This window comes from Corynebacterium sp. HMSC078A10 (genome assembly GCF_001811565.1).
GTDB classification, from domain to species: Bacteria; Actinomycetota; Actinomycetes; order Mycobacteriales; family Mycobacteriaceae; genus Corynebacterium; species Corynebacterium hesseae.
Genome location: NZ_KV805226.1, coordinates 45667 through 63834, shown reverse-complemented (window position 1 = coordinate 63834; position 18168 = coordinate 45667). Strand labels below are relative to the sequence as shown.

The window sequence follows — 18168 nt, the reverse complement described above, 5'->3', positions numbered from 1 at the left end:
GCGCGGTGCCTCCGAGCGCCCCTAGCGTTGCGAGCGCGGCGGCTCCGAGGCGCTAAAGCGCTCGGTGCGCAGCTGATCAATGGCGGGGATGTTCAAGGGCTCGAGTTCGCTGAGTGCGACTCCCATGGCCTTGGCCAGTAGAAGGTCAGCCAGCTGCGGGTTGCGCGCCAAGACGGGGCCGTGCATGTAGGTGGCGATGACGCTGCCCTGTACCGCACCCTCGGCTTCACGCTGGACGGCCTTGTCGGAGAGGTCCAGGATGGCGGCGGTATCTGCGTTACCGGTACCGCGCGTGAGCGTTCCCAGCGGCTGGGCGGCAGGGCCCAGGATGGTGGCACCCATGTGGTTTTCAAAACCGGTGAGTGGCTCGGTGAGCTCAGCGGTGATGCCGGCCTTGGTGGGTTCGGTGGCTACCTCGCCGATGGCGCGCTCGGCCATGGAGGCTGTGGTGGCGTCGATAAGCCCCACGCCATCCACCACGCGGCCGGACGCACGGAAGGATTCGCCGAGTACCTGCAGGCCCGCGCAAATTGCCAGAATCGGGCGACCTGCGGAGGCAGCGCGGGTGAGGCCACCGTCAGCGATGAGGTGCTCCGCGGCGAGAATCTGCGCGGTGTCCTCGCCGCCGCCGAGGGTGTAGACATCAAAGGATTCCGGCACCGGCTCACCCAGCTTGATGGGGACGATCTCTGCCTCGTGGCCGCGCATGCGGGCGCGCTGGCGCAGGACTAGGGCGTTGCCGTCATCGCCGTAGGTGCCCAGGATGTCCGGGAGGATGAGGCCAATCTGCAGGCTAGTCATTCGAGTGCTCCTTTGCTGCTGCGGCGGTGAGTGCCTTCTTCAGGTCACGGAAGGCGGTGTAGTTGGCCAAAACCTCGATGCGGCCTTCCGGACAGGATTGAATAGCGGTGAGCGGGTCCGCAATGAGCTCGTGCGAGATATCCGCATAGACCAAACGCACGGCTAGATCCGTGCCGCGCTCGCCGGCTGCCTTGACGGGGATGCCTTCGAAATCCTCGAAGCGCACGTCCCAGAGCCAGGACATATCAATACCGTCGGCCACGTGGCCGTTAGTGGCGATGACCAAGCCATCGGCGTCACGGTCCACCATGGACAGCGCCTCCTGCCAGCCGGCCGGATTCTTAGCCAAGAGCAGGCGGATTTCGCGTTTGCCCAGCGTGATGGTGGAGTAGCGTCCGGCTACGTCGTTGACGCTTTCGGCAGCGGCGATAGCCTTGTGGCGGTCCACGCCGAAGGCCTCCACGGCAGCGGCGACGGCCTGGGCGGCGTTACCGCGGTTGGCCCGTCCCGGTAGAGCAAGCTTGAGCTTGTCGACGCCCCCCGGGCTCACAATGCCCTCCTCCGTCACCGCCCAGGTGGGGGTGGGGCGGCGGAACTCGCGGCCGTCGGCAAGCGGCTTGACCGCGCGCCAGTCCTCACCGTCACGTACGATGTGGCCGCCGGTGCGCGGACAGGTGACGGATTCGCCCATCCAGCCGGCACCCGCGGACACCCAAATGACATTCTTTGCGTCATATGCCACGGAGGTCATGAGGACGTCATCACAGTTGGCGATGACGAGCATGTCCGGGTGGGCCTCGACGGCGCCGCGCAGGGCGCGCTCAATCTTGTTGATCTCACCGACGCGATCCAGCTGATCGCGGGAGAGATTCAGCAGCACGAGCGCGGTGGGGTTGATGTTGTCCGCCACGTGGGGAACGTGAAGCTCGTCCACCTCAAGGACCAGATGGCTCGCATCCTTGCCTGCGAGGAGCGCGGAGATGATTCCCGCATCCATGTTGTCGCCGCCATCATTGGTGGCCACGGTGTGCTCGGCGCGTACCGCTGCGGCGAGCATCCGCGTGGTCGTGGACTTGCCGTTGGTTCCAGTGACCAAGACGGCTGGGCGCTGCTTGGCCAGGTTCTGCATGATAGTGGGATCAATGGCATTAGCGATGAGCCCGCCAATCATGCCGCCCGCGCCGCGGCCCGTGGCGCGCGAGGCGGTGGTGGCCAACGCCGCGGCGGTGGTTGCAACCGTGGTGCGCGCGGAAGAAAACGCGCTTCGGAAGTTAAAATTCATGCTCCCCAGAGTAGTCGGGGGATGCTAGCTATCGGTGTTGTGGGAGCGGTTGTGTCCCGAGTTTTGCTGGTTCTGCTGGTTACCGTTATTGCGACGGCCGCGTCCACCGCGGCGGCGACGCCGACGCCCTTTGTTGCCGCCCTTATTCCGGTTGTTCGAGTTGGAGTCCGACTGAGCAGGCTTGTCGCTTGCGGATCCGTCGGCCGGGGAGCTCTGGTGCTTCTTCTGCCCTTGTCCCTGTTTAGGGGAGTGCTGGGCGTTGGAGGACTTGCGGCGCGAGCGGCGGCGGTTCTTGTTTGTGGAACGATTGCGGTTGGGCTGCCCACTGCTGTGGCGCTTACCCGAATTGCTCGTTGCGCTGGAGGCGGATTGCTCTTCAGGTTCGGTCGGTTCCTCGATGCGCTCAAGGGCTGCGAGGAAGGCAACATCGGACATCAGCGGAATGTCTTTGCGGTGAGCGTGCATGGGCTTGCCCACGAGGTTGGTGGTGATGTTGCAGACCACGAGGGACGTCTCGCGGGAGAGCTTCTCCGAGTAGTTCAATTCCTCACGGGCCAGGGCGGCGATGATGGTGTCGGGGTCCTCGGTGATCTCCGGGGCAACGACGATTTCCATGCCGCGGATGAGTTCCTTGCCGGGCACATAGGGGCCGGGGTTGTGGTGCTGGCGGGGAGCTTCGGCAGCGTCGACGCGGACGTGGGAGCGCTGTAGCCCAAAGCGATCAGCTCGCAGCTCATCCGGTGCCGCGCTGCTGAGCGGGCCCGCGGCTTGCGCACGGTAGAGGTCCACGAGCAGACGGGTTGCCTCGCGGGAGGTGTCCTTTTCCGGTCGTTGCGCACGGGCGACGCTGGCGGTGGGGTCGGGCGCGGGAAGACCGGTATCCCGCGCGACGGCCGCTAGGCGGATATCGGTGCCCCACACGCTTTGGCGGCGAGCGGTGGCAAGCGTATCCACGATGGTTATTGGGGTGGGAACGTGTCCCACCTTGAAGCGACGGCGCCGGCCTTTACCGCGGTTGCGGTTGCGCGCGCGGTTTTGACGGGCGGCGGCAGTCATCGCGCGGCGTGCCTCGGCGACGATGAAACCCCAGGTGTACGGGGCGTCGTGGACGATGAGCGTGCGGCCATCGATGAGCCGATCCAGCGGCTTGAGCAACATGGAAAAGGACTGACCCGCCTGGATTTCCTCAGCGCTCAAGCCGTGAAGATGCCGGGGGCCAGGGTCTTCACCGGGGTTGAGGACGGCGTGGAACTCTTGGCCGGTTTCACCCGCGGCGTTGAGTGTGAGCGCATCCACGGTAAGCAACCGACCTGTGGAGGGGTGAATGCCAGTGGTCTGGATGGTCAGCGCAACAAAGGGGAAGGCAGCGAGGGCGGCTTCGCGGGCTGACGCCCTATCTTCTTTGCTGTTCTGCTTGTTCTCAGCTGAGTGAGGGCGCGGTCCTGGTTTCGGAGCGCTGGATTGTGGCGACGCCACGGCCGGCGTCTCTGCTGCGCTGAGCTGCGCTGCAGGTTCGGTGGGGCCGGGTGTCGTAGTCATTGTTCACAGTTTAGTACCCAACCGCGAGGAAGCTGGAAAGGGCACACGTGAAGCTGCCGTATCCCCCGAATCGGCAGTGAGGCAGGGCGTGTTGCGGACTAGTCGGTCTCGATGATGATGACCCAGCCGTCGTGGTCTGGCGTGGGCTCAGAAGTCTGTTCCGGCTTCGGCGTGGTGCTGGGCTTAGGCGTGGTGCTGGGCTTAGGTGTGGTGCTCGGTTTAGACGAGGTGCTGGGCTTAGTCGTGGTGCTTGGTTGAGACGAGGTGCTGGGCTTGGGCTGCTGAGTCTTTGTCGTGGTTGGCGTAGCAGTCGTGGATGCAGCGGGCTTGGAGGTCGTCGGTGCAGGAGTAGTCGACTCCGCTGGCGTAGTCGTGGGCGGAGTGCTGACAGGTGTGGTGGTGCGGGACGTTGGCGTCGTAGCAGTCGTCTTCGGCGCCGAAGTTGATGAGGTCGGTGTCGTCGAAGAAGTTGGGGTCGCCGAAGGCGAGGACGTCGGCACGCTCCGCGTGGAGCTAGGTGCGCTCGTAGTTGTGGTGGTGGAGGTGGAATCCTCCTGGCGGGGCCGTGACGTGCGCGACGTGGACTCTTCTGTGGCTTCGGTTTCCCGCGGTGCTGGCGGTGTGACTTCAGCGTGGTGCGTGTTGCGCGGGGAAGGGATTGCCTCTCCGGGCGTGACGAGCTCTGCACGTTGCGTGGGCTCGGCCAGCTTAATCGGCTCCGTCGGCTCAGACAGTTCCGTTGGCTCCGCCGGAGTCGAGGAAGTGGTTCGGTCGAGGGCGCGTGGTGCTACCGAGTGCCCCTGGTTATCGGGGCGGTGGGCGCCTGCAGCCGTGTCCTCGGTTGCGTCAGCTTCGCTGGAAAGCGCGGCGTCAGCTTCTGCATTATTGGCCGGGCTGGGGACAAGGAGCGAAGTGGTGTGCTCCTCTAAAGCCGAGTCAGCAACCTGATTGGGGGCGGAGTGAAGTGCGTGCACAGAGGATACAAAGCTAGCGGTTCCGCCGATGATGACGGCAACGCTTGCCGCGCACACCAGCTTGACACCAGTACTAGCAGCGGCGATCTTTGAGCCAACTGTTGCGGCGGTCCCGAAGGATTTCAAGGAGAGGACTTGTGCGCCCTGTGTGGCAGCGGAACTTGCGGTGTGTGCCGTGCCCGTTGCCTGGAACCCGCCTACCGGAGCGGTTGCTGCATGAGCCCTATCGGTGTTTGTGGCCGTCGCGGCAACCGCGCCAGCGGCGGCAGCGATGACGCCGGCGGTCCCCACGGCGACGTGAGCGTCTGGTGTTCCTTCTTCGGAGTAGACGGTCAGGGCTGGGGATTTATCATCCGGTGTGAAGTAGGCGCGCGCAATGGCAATGAGACCCTCGTGCTTGAAACCCGCGATGGTATCGCTCAGCCACGTGGCCTGATCGCGCGGAACGGTGGCGATGAGCTTGTCATCGAGATGAACCTCGATGGCGCGGTGGAAGAAGCGCCGGCTGTTAGTCAAGCGCACGAGTAGATGCGCAGGGTGCTTCGGCAGGGAACGGGTGTGGGCCGAAAAGTCAGTGATGCGAAGGGCGCGGTCGCCGTCGAGCATGCCCCATCGCTGAGCCGGGGGAACATTGATCGGGACGCACAGGCCTGGCTCCGGGAGGAGAACTTCGAATGCCGGAACGGTTTCTTCCACCGCGTCCTCGCGGAGCGAAATTTCTGCAGTGGCCTGCGGGGTCAAACCCGCGCTAATGATCCAGTCCAGTTCTGTGTAATCGGCGGATTGGGAAGCGGGGATGGCGCCAACGATGTCATCTTCATACCGGACGCGGAAGCCGGAGCTTGAGTGTCCACACAGGGTGACGGGAAGGTGGTTGTTTTCCGCCAGGGAGAGTAGCTGCAGGAACATCTCTGGGTTAACGGCGTCAACCGTGAGGCGGCGAGGTTCACCAAACCCAGAGTGGGGGACCACGTAGTTAGTGACCGTCATGGTGTTCGCCTTTGCCTGCCGAACTGCAACAAATGCGCGCAGTTGCAAAACTGAGCGCAGTAGAGAATGTCGAAGTTCGGACTGAAATTCTTATTGGGTGCACAAGGTGCTCAATGCCGTTGTGCAATTAGTGTCGCGTATTCGTATTGTATAACCCTCTGTGCTGGCCTACAACAATGCGTAACCAGCGCGATGTTACGGTCAGTAGCTTTAGCGAGGGGAGTGCGCGTGCGAGAGACTGCGCAAGGAGGAGACGCGCGGAACAGCTTGCCTCCCCCTGTGTTGCCCTGTGTCGCGGCGGAGGATTAGTCCGCGCGATTGACCGCTGAGGTAATGGCGTTGATGGACGCGCGGGTGGTGGATCCAGCGATGCCGGCACCCCACACTTGTGCGCCATTGACTTCGGCGGCGATATAACAGGCGGCTTCGGCATCGTCACCGGCCGTACGGGACTGCTGGGAGTAATCGATGACCTCGAAGTCGATTCCGACATCTTCCAGTGCGTTGGCGTACGCGGCGATGGGGCCGTTGCCCATGCCGGAAATAATGCGCTTCTCACCGTTAAAGACGATGGTTGCGGTGACCTTGGCGTCTTCGTCCTCCGTGGTTGAGTTATCAACCTGGAAGGTGACGAGCTCCAGCGGGGAGGTGCGCTCTAAGAACTCGTTGGCAAAGATATCCCACATGTTCTTGGAGTTGACTTCGCCACCTTCGGCGTCGGTCACCGCCTGCACGACGGAGGAGAATTCCGCTTGCATGGCGCGCGGCATATTGATGCCATGATCGGTCTTCATGATGTAGGCTACGCCGCCTTTGCCGGACTGCGAGTTGACGCGGATGACCGCCTGGTAATCGCGGCCGACGTCCTTCGGATCGATGGGCAGGTAGGGAACTTCCCAGGTAGTATCCTGCAGCTCTTCCCACGACACCTCAGTGTTGTTCGCGCCTGGGCGCACCTCCTGCGCTAGGGCGTCCAGGCCCTTGTTGATGGCGTCCTGGTGTGAACCGGAGAAGGCGGTAAATACCAGCTCGCCGCCGTAGGGGTGGCGCTCCGGCACGCGCAGCTGGTTGCAATACTCCACCGTCTCGCGGATCTTAGGCAGATCGGAGAAGTCGATCTGCGGGTCCACGCCCTGGGTCAGCATGTTCAGGCCCAGGGTAATGATGTCCACGTTGCCGGTGCGCTCACCGTTGCCAAACAGGCAGCCTTCGATACGGTCCGCACCGGCCATGTAACCCAGCTCGGCGGCGGCGATTCCCTCGCCGCGGTCATTGTGCGGGTGCAGGGACATGATGATGGAGTCCCGCTTCGCAAAATTGCGGTGCATCCACTCGATCTGGTCGGCATAGACGTTGGGGCTGATCATCTCCACCGTGGAGGGCAGGTTGATGATCATGGGGTTCTCCGGAGTTGCCTCCATGATGTCAACAACGGCATCGCAGACCTCGACGGCGAAGTCCAGTTCGGTGCCCGTGAAGGATTCCGGCGAGTATTCCCAGCGCCAGTTGGTATCGGGGTAATCCTTGGCAATGCCCTTGATGAGCTCCGCGGCGTCCGTGGCCAGCTTCTTAATGGCCGGGCGGTCCTTGCGGAAGACCACGCGGCGCTGCAGCTTCGAGGTGGAATTGTAGAAGTGAACGATGACGTTCTTGGCGCCCTGGCAAGCCTCAAAAGTACGGCGGATCAGGTGCTCACGGGCCTGGACCAGGACTTGGATGGTGACGTCATCCGGGATCTTATTGCCCTCGATGATTTCGCGAACAAAGTTGAAATCCGTCTGGGAGGCGGACGGGAAGCCTACCTCAATCTCCTTGTAGCCCATCTTGACCAGCAGATCGAACATGCGGTGCTTGCGCTCAGGGCTCATTGGATCGATGAGAGCCTGGTTGCCGTCGCGCAGGTCCACGGCGCACCACTGTGGCGCCACGGTGATTTTCTTGTCTGGCCACGTGCGGTCAGGCAGCGAGACCGGTTCTACCTCTTCGGCGAAGCTCTGGTAGCGGTTTACTGGCATCGAGGAACCGCGCTGCTTGTTCCACGCGGGCTGGTTTTCGTTGCGCGGGCCAGCCGGGGTGGTGATTTCGCGGGGAGCGGAGATGAAAGAATCGTTGGGGGACATGGTGGTTGTTCTCTTCCTTGTCTGGGGCCTATGGGTCTGGGGCCAAAGGCGTTTTACTGTGCTGCGCTATTTATGGTGCGCAGCTTCGGCGTGAATCGTGGGGGACGGCCAGCTGCGGTGTGTTGGCATCACCGCGCTCCGCGGCGGGGCGCTGGCCGTGAAGCTAGAAACCTAAAACCCGCCGCGGCTACTAAGGAGGAGAGTGTGCCGCAAAGTCATGTGAGCCACACTACAGCCCTTCTCATTCTATGGCAACCGATTTCACATATTGGGATGTGTGATGTGGGTGGCTAGGATGATGTGGCGTGCATGAAGAAAACTCGACGAAGACTACTCAGGATCCGGGGGAAGAGCCCACGGCGGATAGCGGGCGCGCGGCAGATGCCTCCCCTGCTGGCACGCACAGGGCGCTGTCACTGGTGTCGCTCGCCACGTTGGTCGCGGTTGTTGGAACCGCGGTGCGCATTGCCGTTCTGAACGTCATCGCCGCCGTCAATGACCAGGAGCTGTGGGATCAGCTCACGTCTTGGGATTCCAAGTACTACCTGGAAATTGCTCGGGTGGGATATTTTGACGCGGATATCCACACTGATGGCCCTGTCTATGAGACGACAATGGCCTTCTTCCCGGGCTTTCCCATGCTGTTGCGGGTCCTGGGATGGACCGGGATCAGCCTCGAGGTAGCCGCGCTCATCGTTAACACCCTCCTCACCGTGGCCATGGCCGCCGGCGTTATGGTCTTGGCGCAGCGCTTGGGGGCGGGGCGCCGTGGGCAATGCGCCGCTGCCATCGTGGTGAGCAGCGCTCCGATGTCCATCGTGTTCTCGATGCCTTATACCGAAGCCCTCTTCGGGGCCCTCCTGGTGTGGGGGCTCGTCGCGCTGGATGATCGCGCCTGGTGGCGCGCGGCGGCGTTCGGTTTTGCCTTATCGTTTGTGCGGCTGACCTCCGTGGACTTCCTTGCTGTCTTTGCCTTGTGGGTGCTCATCTATGGGCGGCGTTCGTGGCAGGCCTGGCTCAGCCTCATCGTGGCGGCACTTCCGCTGCCAGCGTATTTATTGTGGGCGCAGCGCTACCTCGCAGAAGCCGGCGGCTACTTTGGCATCCAGACCGAGCACTGGCATTCCACCTTCGACTGGGGTGCTGCCACCGTACGGTTCGTATGGGAAGTCCTGACGGAGAAGAACGATGTGGGCTACCTGCTTAGCGTTCTGGTGATCCTGGGCGTCCCCGTGCTGCTGGTGGCGGCGTGGGGAAGGCTGAATCCGGTGGCGTGGTGGTTTAGTGCCGCGCTGTGTGCGAATGTGCTGCTTTCCGACGGCATCATGCACTCGCGTCCCCGCCTCCTCCTACCCGCGATTATCTTGGCGCTTCCCTGGGCCGTGCGCGCGGCTGAGGCGCTGCGACCCCGCGAGCTCTGGCTCGCATGTAGCGCCTGGGTCCTGTGGTCGGCGTGGTTCTCCGCTTATATGCTGGTGGTCTTTGAGTGGGCCATCTAGCGCGGAAGCTAGTCCTAGCGCGGGCTTTGCTCCGCGCGCTGAGCGCTTCCCGGGTTGACCGGCACTCGGGATAGGACGATTGTGGCAACGATCATGATGATGAGCGAAACCACCATCACGCACCAACCCGCAACGCTACTGACCTGGAATTTTTCGCCCAAGACCCAGTAGCCCAAACCGAAGGCCACGATGGGCTCCATGATGGTCATCGCAGGCAGAGAGTGCGCAAGGGCGCCAGCATGGAAGGAATATTGCTGGATCACCGTTCCGGCAGCCGCCAGCCCAATGAGCACGTATAGCTCCCAGCTGGCCAGCAAGGCTGCGATGCCCTCGTGGGAGAGGACGTCCACCACTGCCTTCGCTACGAGCGCTACGTAGCCGTACAGGATGCCGCACGCGCTCCCGAGCGCTAGAGCGGATTCCTCCGGCCGGTTATAGGCCGCCACGAAGAGAGCGGTGAGGGCAAGCGCGCCGAGGGCGAAGGCGGGCCACCATTGGGACCAGGTGGGCGTCGTCAAGCCTGCGGTGGGGCGCCCATAGACCACCATGATGCTCACCGCGATGGTCAGCGTGAGGCACCAGAACACCTCCCGCGCTGGCATCGGCCGCCGGGAATACCAGGCGGCGAGCGGCAGCGTGAACATGAGGGACAGGATGAGGATTGGCTGCACGATGAGCAGCGTGCCGAAGTGGAGAGCGACGAGCTGTAGCGCGTAGGCAATAACGGCGGCGCTGGTCCCCACCCACCACAAGGGAGTCCGAATAGCGGTGCGCATGACGCTCCTGGAGCTAGCGTCCAACACGATGCGGTGGCGTATGACTGTGCCCCAGGCCACGACTAGCGCGGAGGCCAGTGCAAAAGTAATGGCAACCAGGTTTGAAAGCATCGTTTCTACCCTACCTGGAATTAATATCCAGCACGTGTTTCGATGGGAACCAAAGGGCGGTAGTCTAAAGGAGTTGACTGCCGGTCTATAGGTATTGGGCGGTGAACAGGTAATGGCCCTCACAAACAGGAAAGGTGGGACCGTCAGTGGCCCTAGTCGTACAGAAATACGGGGGATCCTCCCTCGAAAGCGCAGAGCGCATTCGCGCGGTGGCGGAGCGCATTGTGGCGACGAAGAAGCAGGGCAACGACGTCGTTGTTGTGTGCTCCGCCATGGGAGATACCACCGATAACCTGCTTGATCTTGCAGCGCAGGTCAACCCCGTCCCGCCGCAGCGTGAGATGGACATGCTGTTGACCGCCGGCGAGCGCATCTCCAACGCACTCGTTGCCATGGCCGTGGAGTCCCTTGGTGCCAAGGCTCAGTCCTTCACTGGTTCCCAGGCCGGCGTGCTCACCACCGAGCGCCACGGAAACGCCCGCATCGTCGACGTCACCCCGGGCCGTCTAACCGAAGCCTTGGAGAAAGGCCGGATCTGCATCGTTGCGGGTTTCCAGGGCGTGAACAAGGAATCGCGTGATGTGACCACCCTCGGCCGCGGCGGCTCGGACACCACCGCGGTGGCGCTGGCGGCAGCGCTCAAGGCCGATGTGTGTGAGATTTACTCCGATGTCGACGGCGTTTATACCGCCGACCCACGCATCGTCCACAACGCCCAGAAACTCGACCAGCTGTCCTTCGAGGAGATGCTGGAGATGGCAGCTGTGGGCTCTAAGATTCTGGTCCTGCGCAGCGTCGAGTACGCCCGCGCGTTCAACGTTCCCCTTCGAGTCCGCTCATCTTATTCAAACGACCCCGGCACGCTCATCGCCGGTTCAATGGAGGATATCCCCGTGGAAGAAGCAGTACTTACTGGTATCGCAACCGACCGTTCCGAGGCTAAGGTCACCGTCCTGGGCATACCGGACCGCCCAGGTGAGGCGGCCAAGTTGTTCCGCGCCATCGCGGACGCCGAGATCAACATCGACATGGTTCTGCAAAACGTCTCCTCGCTGGACTCCGGTACCACCGACATCACCTTCACCTGCCCGCGCTCGGACGGCCCAAAGGCCATGGAGATCCTGGCCAAGCTCAAGGAAGAGGGGCACTGGACCAACGTGCTTTACGACGACCAGGTGGGCAAGGTCTCCCTCGTCGGTGCCGGCATGAAGTCCCACCCGGGCGTTACCGCAGATTTCACGGAGGCATTGCGTGACGCCGGGGTCAACATGGAGCTCATTTCAACCTCCGAAATCCGAATTTCCGTGCTTACCCGCGAGGCCGATCTGGAGAAGGCCGCCGTGGCCCTGCACGATAAGTTCCAGCTAGGTGGCGAGGAAGAGGCCACCGTTTATGCTGGTACCGGACGCTAAAAATTAAGGAGTAAAGGTCATGACCACTGTTGCAGTTGTAGGCGCTACCGGGCAGGTTGGCCGCGTGATGCGCACCCTCTTGGAGGAGCGCAACTTCCCGGCCGATACGGTCCGCTTCTTTGCCTCCGCACGCTCAGCAGGCCAGGAGCTCACCTTCCGCGAGGACAAGGTCGTCGTCGAAGATTTGGCAGAGCAGACTGTGGAGAGCCTTGCAGGAATCGACATCGCCGTGTTCTCCGCCGGCGGTTCGACGTCCAAGCAGTATGCACCGCTCTTCGCCGAGGCCGGCGCCACCGTGGTGGATAACTCTTCTGCGTGGCGCCGGGATCCGGACGTGCCGCTCATCGTGTCAGAGGTGAACCCGCAGGATAAAGACAACGTCACCAAGGGCATCATCGCCAACCCGAACTGCACAACCATGGCGATCATGCCGGTGACGAAGGCGCTTCACGACGCCGCTGGTCTCACCACCATGCGCGTCGCCTCCTACCAGGCCGTGTCCGGTTCCGGATTGGCCGGCGTGGAAACCTTGGTCAAGCAGGTGGCCTCAATCGGTGACCGCAACGTTGAGCTCGTCCACGACGGCTCTGCGCTTGAGGTCTCCGAGGAGGATTTGGGCCCCTATGTCGCTCCGATTGCGTATAACGCGCTGCCGTTGGCGGGCAACCTCGTGGATGACGGAACCGAAGAGACCGACGAGGAACAGAAGCTGCGCAACGAGTCCCGCAAGATTCTGGGCATCTCAGAGCTGAAGGTGTCCGGCACGTGCGTGCGCATCCCGGTGTTTACTGGCCACACCATGGTCGTACACGCGGAGTTTGAGAAGCCGATTACCCCGGAGCAGGCCCGCGAGGTGCTCTCGGCCGCGCCGGGTGTCAAGGTCGTCGATGTGCCGACGCCCCTGGCGGCAGCCGGCATCGACCTTTCCTTGGTCGGGCGCATCCGCCAGGACCAGACGGTCGAGGACAACAAGGGCCTCGTCTTCGTCGTATCCGGCGATAACCTGCGCAAGGGCGCAGCGCTCAACGCTATTCAGATTGCGGAGTTGCTGGTCTAGCGTGTGGCGCACGACAGTGCCGCACTGTTCTCCTCAATAAAAGAAGTCCGCCGCCAGAGTGAATTCTGGGGCGGACTTCTTTCTAATTGTGGCTATGTGTAGCGGGACGCGCGGCCCGCTACACATGCGGGAAGCGCTAGTCCTTCGGGACCTCGGGCTTGGTGTGCTCCACGAAGGTCACGGAGGGGTCTGGATCCTCGCGGTCGTATTCAATCTCATCGTCGGCCTCGAGTTCCTCGTGGATTTCCTCGGCGACGACTTCGACGAACTCCTCCGTTTCCATGTTGGAGGCAGCGGCCAGCTTACGCAGCTCGCGCTCGTTCTTCTTGGTGAAGTGCTCGCGCGGGTCGAGGCGGCGCTTGACCAAGGTGCGGGCGCGCACGCGGCGGTCAGACTCGGAGGTGATCTTGTCACGCTGGGTAATCCAGCTGATGACCATGACTGCAATCATGAGCAGGCCAATCCAACCCAGAATCGGGTAAACGCTGGAGACCAGCTGCTTGAAGCCAATGAAGGAGAGGATGAAGCCCACGACACAGGCGCCCGCGTAGACGGGGTAGAAGAGCTTCGGCTTCTTGCGGGTTAGGCGCTTGCCCATGGCATAGAACATGCCGATGGCGGTGTTGAAGACCATGCCGTAAATAATGAAGGTCATGAAGTAACCCAGGATCGGGTTCACGTTGTTGATCAACGTGAGCACCGGCAGGTCCTGCTTGTGCACATCCGGCGCCACCATGTAGAGGGAAACCACGAGGAGGGTAAGTAGAAGCAGGTAGAAAAAGCCACCGATGAGGCCGCCGACACCGACGGCGCGGTTATCCAGGATGTTGCCGCCGATGACGATGGACATCGACACCGCGCACATGACATTCAAGCCGGTGTAGTTCAGCGCGGCCAGCCACCAGTTGCTGAGAGGGCTTTCGACGTTGTTGACCGCGAAATCATTGGCGCTAGACCAGTCAACATCCGTCACGATGATGGTGTAACCGGTGGCCAGAACCACGAAGATGATGATGAAGGGCGTAATCGCGCCGATGACGTTGCTGACCTTATCCACGTCGAGGAGGCCTACCAGCAGAACGAGCACGAGCATCACGGCCCCACCCACCCAGATGGGCACGCCGTCAAACTGCTGGCTGATGGTCGAGCCACCACCGGCGAACATGACGAAGCCGATGGAGAACAACGTGGCTAGGGTGCCCCAGTCCAGCACTCGGGAGACGATGGGGCCACTAATCTTGTCGTAGACGGCCGTGTGCTCGTCCGCTTGGAAGTAGGAGCCGAGCTGCAAAATGGCTACACCAGTAATGATCATGAGGGCGGAGGCGAGGAGTACACCCCACAGTCCCATGTTTCCGAAAGCCACGAAGTACTGGATTGCTTCCTGTCCGGAGGCAAAGCCGGCGCCGACGACGACACCAATGAAGGCCATGGAAATGGCCACTGCGCGTTTCCACATAAGGTAAAGAGGTCTCTCAATCTCACACGCGCCGGGGAATGTCATCACAACCCAAGGTGTGGTGCGGGCAATCGGGAAAGCCTCGCGGGCCCGGTTCGACTATCGATTTATCACGTGTGCCTCGAAAAAGATTAGGTGTGGTCGATAGGTATTTTCCAGCTGACACTACGATTTCTCGCTGAGCTGGCACCGGACGGGCCGCCAGGACCTGTCAGTTGCCGCACGTCTGCGCAGGTGCTGTGACTCCCGACGCCCATTTATAACGGCTCGATAACGATTATCCGCGCTGGTCGATGAGGTCCTTGCGGGCGCGGGCGACGCGGGAGCGAATTGTGCCCACACGAACCCCGGCGATTTTCGCGGCCTCCTCATAGGTGTAGCCCAAGACTTGGGTCAGGATGAGGGCTTCGCGGCGGTCTTCTGGGAGGGCGTCGATCAGCGCGCGGGCGTCGATCCACTCGCTCCACGTGCCCGAGCTTTCCGGGGTCGCGGCAAGGGCGGCGGCGTCCTCATACTCGGTGGCGGACTTGCGCGGGCGGGCCATGTCGTGGCGGATGTTGTCCACCCACACGCGGCGAGCGAGGGAGAGCAGCCACGTGCGTGCTGAAGAACGGGCGGCAAAGCGGGGGAGCGCGCCGATGACGCGCAAGTAGGTTTCTTGGGTGAGGTCGTCCGCGATATCTGGGCCGCCGAGGTGGGCGAGCAGGCGCCAGACATCATCTTGGGTGGACTTGATGAACTCCGTGAGGGCTGCGCGGTCGCCGCGGCCCGCCTTGAGGGCGAGATCGGTGACGCGCGCATCGTCGCGCTCGGAGTGTCGTTTCACCTCCCATAATTTACCAGTCGGGGGCGTGGGCCTCGGGAACCGCTGGGGCTCCTCTGTGGGCGTCTACATTTGGGAAAAAATCTGTTGCGTAGGTCATTTTTAATGGGTAGGCTATGAAAGGTCCGAGATTGATAACGAATCACAAATTATCAACAACTGTAGGAGGCATTAACCCCATGACTAACGCTTCAAACGAGTTCGTTGCAGACAAGGTTCTGGATAAGGGCCAGCGCGCCCCGGGCGGCGAGAACACCACCCGCCCTTCCGGTCAGCCCATTGCAACGGAAAACACCAGCATCACTGCTGGCGAAAACGGCCCGGTCGTGCTCAACGACATCCACCTTATTGAGAAGCTCGCACACTTCAACCGCGAGCGCGTGCCGGAGCGCACCCCGCACGCTAAGGGCCACGGTGCCTTCGGCGAGCTGCACGTTACCGAGGACGTATCCGCTTATACCAAGGCCAAGCTCTTCCAGAAGGGCACCGTGACCCCGATGATGGGCCGCTTCTCCACCGTCGCCGGCGAGCAGGGTTCCCCGGATACCTGGCGTGACGTCCACGGCTTCGCGCTGCGTTTCTACACCGAGGATGGCAACTACGACATCGTGGGCAACAACACCCCGGTGTTCTTCCTGCGTGATGGTATTAAGTTCCCGGACTTTATCCACTCCCAGAAGCGTCTGGGAGCCAATGGTTTGCGCGATGCTGACATGCAGTGGGATTTCTGGACCCGTAACCCGGAGACCACCCACCAGGTCACCTACCTCATGGGTGACCGCGGTACCCCGAAGACCACCCGCCACCAGAACGGCTACGGCTCCCACACCTTCCAGTGGGTCAACGAGTCCGGTGACGCCTTCTGGGTGAAGTACCACTTCAAGACCCGCCAGGGCGTGGAGAACTTCACCGACGCCGAGGCGACTGAGATGGCCGGCAAGAACGCGGACTACCACCGCGAAGACCTCTACAACGCCATCGAGGAAGGCAACTTCCCGGTCTGGGACGTCAAGGTTCAGATCATGCCGGTGGCAGAGGCCGAGGAATACCGCTTCAACCCGTTCGACCTCACCAAGACCTGGTCCAAGAAGGACTACCCGCTGGTGGATGTCGGATACTTCGTGCTCAACCGCAACCCGCGTAACTTCTTCGCGCAGATTGAGCAGGTTGCCCTGGATCCGTCCAACATCGTCCCGGGCATTGGCCTGTCCCCGGATAAGATGCTGCAGGCACGCGTCTTCGCGTACGCCGACCAGCAGCGCTACCGCATCGGACCGAACTACAAGCAGCTGCCGGTGAACCAGCCGCTTAACCAGGTCAACACCTACGAGCACGAGGGCTCGATGCAGTACCTGTTCAATGCCCCGGAGGATCCGGTCTACTCGCCGAACCGCCACGCCAAGGGCGGCGGCTACATGGACGGCGATGAGAACCTGCGCTTCAAGGAGCAGGAGACCACCACCGCTCCGGACCTCTACGTGAACCCGGATCCGGCCGGCATCGACTTGGTTCGTGCGCCCTACGTCCGCCACGCCGAGGATAATGACACCGTTCAGGCCACTGACCTGTACGAGAACGTCTACGACGACGGTGCCAAGGAGCGCCTCGCAGACAACATCACCAACGCTATGGCTGGCGTGTCCCCGGAGACCGAGGAGCGCGTCTACGCCTACTGGGATGCTGTCTCCCCGCAGCTGGGCAAGCGCGTGCGCGAGCTCTTCGCGGAGAAGAAGTAATTAACGCATACGCGTTAATTACGTAACCTCAGTAGCCCCGCTAGTGACCGAAGAACACGGTACTGGCGGGGCTTTTCCGCGCGCCTGACCGCTTTTTCCCAGCGTGAACGATAGTTTCTTTTACATGACCTCACGCCTAGCCAGTCCTGCTGACGCCAACCGGAAGGTTGGCACCCGCGCTCTGATTCTCACCCTCGTGCTCATCGTGCCGCTCATTGTCGGTGCGGTCGTCGCCGCCGTGTCCGAGTGGCAGCCGGCCGAAACCTGGTCGCAGGAACAGGCCGGGGCTCCCAGCGATGGCACCATCGATCCGGCTGAGCTTTACGACGTCTCCCGTGCCCTCTCGGAAGCCAATGCCCAAGCCGGCTTTTTGGCCAACGGCACGAAGCAGCTCGCAGACGGCACAGGGGAGCTCCAGGATGGCGCTGATGAGCTCGGCGGTGGAGTAGACCAGCTGGCCGGCGGCTCGCAGGAGCTTTATGACGGGCTCGTGCAGCTGCAGTCCGGCACCGCCCAGCTGGGCAACGGCGCCACCGAGCTGGCCGACGGGGTCGGCGGAGCCGTGGATCAAGTCGTGGGCCTCGGCGTGGTTCGCGGACAGCTCTTGCAGGCAATCGACGGCACCTTAAAGGACCTAGAAGGAAACAACTCGGCGGAGGCGAAGAACATCCGCTCGCAGCTTGGTGATCTGCGCGGCCAGGTGGAGAACTTCCAATTCGACCAATCCGTTCAGGATCAATTGACGCAACTCAAGGATGGTTCGCGCGAGCTTTCCAATCAGCTGGCCGTCAGTGGTTATGCCTATCACGATGGCGTCTACCAAGCCACCGAGGGGGCGAAGCAGCTCAACGCCGGTATTGGTGAGCTCAACGCGAAGGTCGATGAGGCCTTGAAGGGCGTAGACAAGCTTGTGGAAGGAGCGGAGAAGGTCGATGGCATGGCCAAGCAGAACCGGACCAAGGTGCAGGGCGCACAGCGTGCGATGCCGACCGTCGCCGGGCCCGCCGAGGGCGGCAGCGCACCCGCCCAGCTGCTGAGCCCCATTGTCGCTATGTTGCTAGCAGCCATCGCTGCTCTTGGCGGCGGTGTTATCGGCGCACTGTTGACCCGCGTGGAGCGCCGAATCCTCACGCTCCTCGGCGGGGCGGTGCTGATTGGCGTCGTTGTGGGCTTGCTCGTGGCCCTCCTGGCTACTGGCGTGACCGCAGCCGCGGTGGCCTGGGCGGGGCTCGCGGCGGCGGGGGCCGGGGTGGCGTCGGCAAGCATTGTGTTCGCGCTTGCGCGCGGCCTTGGCGCTGGCGGCTGGGTCCTGGGCAGCGTGCTCGCCGTGGCGCAGGTTGGCATTGTGGGCTGGGCGTGGAAGGCGGCGTCGACCGGCACCGATCTCAACGCCGCGATGAGCGCGCTCGTGCATCTCTTCCCCATGCAGTGGGCCACCTCCGCCATCACCGTGGCAGGTAATGGTGGGCAGTCCCCACAGTTGTGGACTGCTCTGGCCATTTTGGGGGTAATTACGATTGCGGCCTTCGTGCTCGTGGGGGCACCTGCAGGGCGGGCAGAAAAAGAAAAAGCCTAGCTCACGGCCCTGC

The 18168-nt window shown here is 62.4% G+C and carries 12 protein-coding genes and 1 pseudogene; 5 read left to right on the top strand and 8 right to left on the bottom strand.

Translation table 11 applies throughout. The features are described 5' to 3' along the window. Window positions 1-21: 21 nt before the first annotated feature. The 5 genes and pseudogenes from HMPREF2808_RS10720 to leuA form a co-directional block, all read right to left on the bottom strand. Window positions 22-801, bottom strand: a complete 780-nt coding sequence (locus tag HMPREF2808_RS10720; protein WP_070624627.1) for a type 1 glutamine amidotransferase — start codon at window positions 799-801, stop codon at window positions 22-24. Continuing rightward, window positions 794-2083 (bottom strand): Mur ligase family protein, encoded by a 1290-nt coding sequence (locus tag HMPREF2808_RS10715; protein ID WP_070624626.1) that lies wholly within the window; start codon window positions 2081-2083, stop codon window positions 794-796. The genes HMPREF2808_RS10720 and HMPREF2808_RS10715 overlap by 8 nt, the downstream gene beginning before the upstream one ends. Window positions 2084-2455: 372 nt before the next feature. Continuing rightward, window positions 2456-3622: pseudogene (locus HMPREF2808_RS10710) on the bottom strand (DNA polymerase III subunit epsilon); the annotation flags it as partial. Window positions 3623-3720: 98 nt separating this feature from the next. Next, a complete protein-coding gene (locus HMPREF2808_RS10705; protein ID WP_070624624.1) occupies window positions 3721-5586 on the bottom strand; it encodes a hypothetical protein in 1866 nt (621 codons plus the stop codon). A 305-nt stretch (window positions 5587-5891) separates the two neighbouring features. Continuing rightward, window positions 5892-7706, bottom strand: a complete 1815-nt coding sequence (leuA, locus tag HMPREF2808_RS10700; RefSeq protein WP_070624623.1) for a 2-isopropylmalate synthase — start codon at window positions 7704-7706, stop codon at window positions 5892-5894. 305 nt (window positions 7707-8011) lie between these two features. On the opposite strand from leuA, the gene HMPREF2808_RS10695 reads away from it, so the two are divergent. After that, the gene (locus HMPREF2808_RS10695) at window positions 8012-9205 is read left to right on the top strand and encodes a mannosyltransferase family protein (RefSeq protein WP_070624622.1); all 1194 of its coding nucleotides are present in this window, start codon (window positions 8012-8014) and stop codon (window positions 9203-9205) included. A 14-nt stretch (window positions 9206-9219) separates the two neighbouring features. Here the strand turns inward: HMPREF2808_RS10695 and HMPREF2808_RS10690 are convergent, their stop codons facing one another. After that, on the bottom strand, window positions 9220-10092 hold the full coding sequence (locus tag HMPREF2808_RS10690) for a DMT family transporter (RefSeq protein ID WP_070624621.1): 873 nt from the start codon (window positions 10090-10092) through the stop codon (window positions 9220-9222). Window positions 10093-10238: 146 nt separating this feature from the next. On the opposite strand from HMPREF2808_RS10690, the gene HMPREF2808_RS10685 reads away from it, so the two are divergent. Both HMPREF2808_RS10685 and HMPREF2808_RS10680 read left to right on the top strand, forming a co-directional pair. Continuing rightward, entirely contained in the window at window positions 10239-11504 is a 1266-nt protein-coding gene (locus HMPREF2808_RS10685; RefSeq protein ID WP_070561344.1) for an aspartate kinase, read from the top strand. Window positions 11505-11523: 19 nt separating this feature from the next. Continuing rightward, window positions 11524-12561: an aspartate-semialdehyde dehydrogenase gene (locus HMPREF2808_RS10680; protein ID WP_070524049.1), complete on the top strand. Its 1038-nt coding sequence runs from the start codon at window positions 11524-11526 to the stop codon at window positions 12559-12561. Window positions 12562-12697: 136 nt separating this feature from the next. Here the strand turns inward: HMPREF2808_RS10680 and HMPREF2808_RS10675 are convergent, their stop codons facing one another. Together HMPREF2808_RS10675 and HMPREF2808_RS10670 are read right to left on the bottom strand one after the other, a co-directional pair. Then, window positions 12698-14020, bottom strand: coding sequence for a YkvI family membrane protein (locus HMPREF2808_RS10675; protein ID WP_070564287.1), 1323 nt, complete (start codon window positions 14018-14020; stop codon window positions 12698-12700). Between the two features lie 277 nt (window positions 14021-14297). After that, window positions 14298-14846, bottom strand: coding sequence for an RNA polymerase sigma factor (locus tag HMPREF2808_RS10670; RefSeq protein ID WP_070524053.1), 549 nt, complete (start codon window positions 14844-14846; stop codon window positions 14298-14300). A gap of 176 nt (window positions 14847-15022) precedes the next feature. Here HMPREF2808_RS10670 and HMPREF2808_RS10665 point away from each other — a divergent pair, with 176 nt between their 5' ends. Together HMPREF2808_RS10665 and HMPREF2808_RS10660 are read left to right on the top strand one after the other, a co-directional pair. Beyond that, the gene (locus tag HMPREF2808_RS10665) at window positions 15023-16579 is read left to right on the top strand and encodes a catalase (RefSeq protein WP_070533789.1); all 1557 of its coding nucleotides are present in this window, start codon (window positions 15023-15025) and stop codon (window positions 16577-16579) included. A 124-nt stretch (window positions 16580-16703) separates the two neighbouring features. Beyond that, window positions 16704-18155 carry a hypothetical protein gene (locus HMPREF2808_RS10660; protein WP_070561350.1) on the top strand — a complete coding sequence of 484 codons (1452 nt, stop codon included), beginning with the start codon at window positions 16704-16706 and terminating at the stop codon, window positions 18153-18155. Window positions 18156-18168: the final 13 nt, after the last annotated feature.

What these genes read in the sequence shown, in the direction of transcription:
- HMPREF2808_RS10720 (WP_070624627.1), bottom strand. Translation starts at nt 801, where the DNA reads ATGACTAGCCTGCAGATTGGCCTCATCCTCCCGGACATCCTGGGCACC.
- HMPREF2808_RS10715 (WP_070624626.1), bottom strand. Translation starts at nt 2,083, where the DNA reads ATGAATTTTAACTTCCGAAGCGCGTTTTCTTCCGCGCGCACCACGGTT.
- HMPREF2808_RS10705 (WP_070624624.1), bottom strand. Translation starts at nt 5,586, where the DNA reads ATGACGGTCACTAACTACGTGGTCCCCCACTCTGGGTTTGGTGAACCT.
- leuA (WP_070624623.1), bottom strand. Translation starts at nt 7,706, where the DNA reads ATGTCCCCCAACGATTCTTTCATCTCCGCTCCCCGCGAAATCACCACC.
- HMPREF2808_RS10690 (WP_070624621.1), bottom strand. Translation starts at nt 10,092, where the DNA reads ATGCTTTCAAACCTGGTTGCCATTACTTTTGCACTGGCCTCCGCGCTA.
- HMPREF2808_RS10680 (WP_070524049.1), top strand. Translation starts at nt 11,524, where the DNA reads ATGACCACTGTTGCAGTTGTAGGCGCTACCGGGCAGGTTGGCCGCGTG.
- HMPREF2808_RS10675 (WP_070564287.1), bottom strand. Translation starts at nt 14,020, where the DNA reads ATGTGGAAACGCGCAGTGGCCATTTCCATGGCCTTCATTGGTGTCGTC.
- HMPREF2808_RS10665 (WP_070533789.1), top strand. Translation starts at nt 15,023, where the DNA reads ATGACTAACGCTTCAAACGAGTTCGTTGCAGACAAGGTTCTGGATAAG.
- HMPREF2808_RS10660 (WP_070561350.1), top strand. Translation starts at nt 16,704, where the DNA reads ATGACCTCACGCCTAGCCAGTCCTGCTGACGCCAACCGGAAGGTTGGC.